Origin of the sequence: Aquabacterium sp. UBA2148, assembly GCF_002328915.1 — a bacterium.
In the GTDB taxonomy this organism is placed as follows: Bacteria; Pseudomonadota; Gammaproteobacteria; order Burkholderiales; family Burkholderiaceae_C; genus Aquabacterium; species Aquabacterium parvum.
Map to the genome: position 1 here is coordinate 10,706 of NZ_DCXA01000086.1, position 2,036 is coordinate 12,741.

General features: G+C 66.9%; 2 protein-coding genes. Both read left to right on the top strand.

Translation table 11 applies throughout. The features are described from left to right. Positions 1-165: 165 nt before the first annotated feature. Positions 166-618 (top strand): hypothetical protein, encoded by a 453-nt coding sequence (locus tag B2W70_RS04635; RefSeq protein ID WP_286743326.1) that lies wholly within the window; start codon positions 166-168, stop codon positions 616-618. 35 nt (positions 619-653) lie between these two features. Then, on the top strand, positions 654-2,036 hold a 1,383-nt coding region (tssM, locus tag B2W70_RS04640; RefSeq protein ID WP_286743327.1), incomplete at its 3' end, for a type VI secretion system membrane subunit TssM.

Genomic DNA, 2,036 nt, shown 5'->3' on the forward strand with positions numbered 1-2,036 from the left:
CGGGTGCCGGGCGAGGGAGCGGCTGGCTTGCTCCTGGCCAATGCCCCGATGGTTCCGCGCTGCACACCGGCGCAGCACCCGTGGTTGGGCATGCCGTGCACAGCTCGTCGCCAGAGGTCTGCAGATCGGTCGGGTCGGCCCGGGTCGGATGAGCTCATTTCCGTGATGCAGCAGGCGCTTTCGCCGTGGGTGCAGGCTGCGCCAGGCGCGAGCGGGCAGGGGAGCTGGTGGTGCCTGTCGGATGCCGATCACCGACCAGGTCGCGCCAGCGAGCTGTTCGAGGCTTTTCAGGCTTTGCAGCCCGATGCCGATGCCATGCAGTCGGTGCTGCGGCTGGGTGACGTGTGGGGCGAGCTTGGCATTGCCCGTGCTCTGCTGCCCGTGGCACTGGCCGCCAGCGTGGTGCGACACGGCGCACAGCCCGCAGACGAGTCGACCGAACAGCTTGCGCCGGCGCTGGTGGGGCTCACCCAAGGCAGCCACCGGCGCTGGGCCATCCCTGTCTGGCCAGCCAGCCTGGTGCCAATCGCCTTGGCAGCTCTCCATCCGCCTGGGGACGCAACGCTCGCCCCTTCTTCCTCTGCGGCCGCTCCCGTGGCCGAGCCGCTGGCCGCCTGACGGCCCCTTGATCGTTCCTGTTGCCCCTGCAGACCATGCAAAGAATCTGGTTGTTCCTGCTCGATCCCCGTGTGCTGGCCGTCATCGGCCTCCTGGCGCTGGCCGGTTTGCTGTTCCTGGGGGCCGATGCCTTGAGGGTGGGCGCAGTGTGGGCCGCGGGAGCGGTGCTGTTGCTGGGCGTGCTGGCTGCCGGCATTTGGTGGCACCGCCGGCGCCAGGCGCAGCGTGCCGGCCTGGCGTTGGAGCAGGCCATTTCGGCAGATGCCGAGAAAGCGGTTCGTCAAGCGCGCAAGGGCGCCCAGGCCGATGAGGTCGCGGCGCTGCGTGAGCGCATGGCCGATGCGGTCAAGCGCATCAAGACGTCGCGCCTGGGTGAAACATCCGGTGCCGCAGCGCTGTATGAGCTGCCCTGGTACGCCATCATCGGCAACCCGGCGGCGGGCAAGAGCTCAGCCATCGTCAAGTCCGGCCTGACCTTTCCGTTCGCCGAGAACACCGACGCCATCGTGCAGGGCATCGGCGGCACGCGCCATTGCGACTGGTACTTCACCACCGAGGGCATCCTGCTCGACACGGCTGGCCGCTACTCGGTGCAGGAAGAAGACCACCGCGAGTGGCTGGGCTTTCTCAAGCTGCTGAAAACGCACCGGCCCAAGGCCCCGCTCAATGGCGTGATCATCGCCGTGAGCATCGCCGAGCTGGCCAATCAGAAGGCTGACCTGACCATCGAGTTGGCCCGCAAGTTGCGCCAGCGCGTGCAGGAGCTGACCGAAAAGCTCGAGGTCTTCGTGCCGGTCTATGTGGTCTTCACCAAGGCCGACCTCATCGCAGGCTTCGTCGATTTCTTCGAGGACCGCGATCGAGGCGAGCGCGACAGGGTCTGGGGCGCCACGCTGCCTTACGAAACCGGGCAGCAGCTTGACGCCGCAGCCCAGTTCGATCAACACATGGACGTGCTTTATCAGGGCCTCAAGGAGGCCTCGGTGGCTCGCATGACGCTGCATCGCGGCGAGCAATTGCCGCCGGGCGTGCTGACCTTTCCCCTGGAGTTCGCGGCCCTCAAACCGTCGTTGCGCACCTTCCTGCACACGCTCTTCGAAGACAACCCCTACCAGTTCCGCCCCATCTTCCGTGGCTTTTACTTCACCAGCGCGGTGCAGGAGGGGCAATCCACCAGCCGGGCCAGCCAGCGTGTGGCCGAGCAGTTCGGCTTGCAACTGCAAAGCGGCACGGCGGCAGCGGTCTACTCGCAGAGCGGCTTTTTCCTCAAGGAGCTGTTCTCCAGGGTCATCTTCGCTGACCGCGAGCTGGTGCGGCAGTACACCAGTCGCACGCGCCTTCGCCTGAGGCAAGCGGCTTTCTTCGGCGGGATGGCCGTGCTGGGGGCTTTGCTGGCGGCCTGGACCTGGTCCTACACG

Coding starts and splice junctions, on each gene's coding strand:
- B2W70_RS04635 (WP_286743326.1), top strand. CDS start 166: ATGCAGCAGGCGCTTTCGCCGTGGGTGCAGGCTGCGCCAGGCGCGAGC.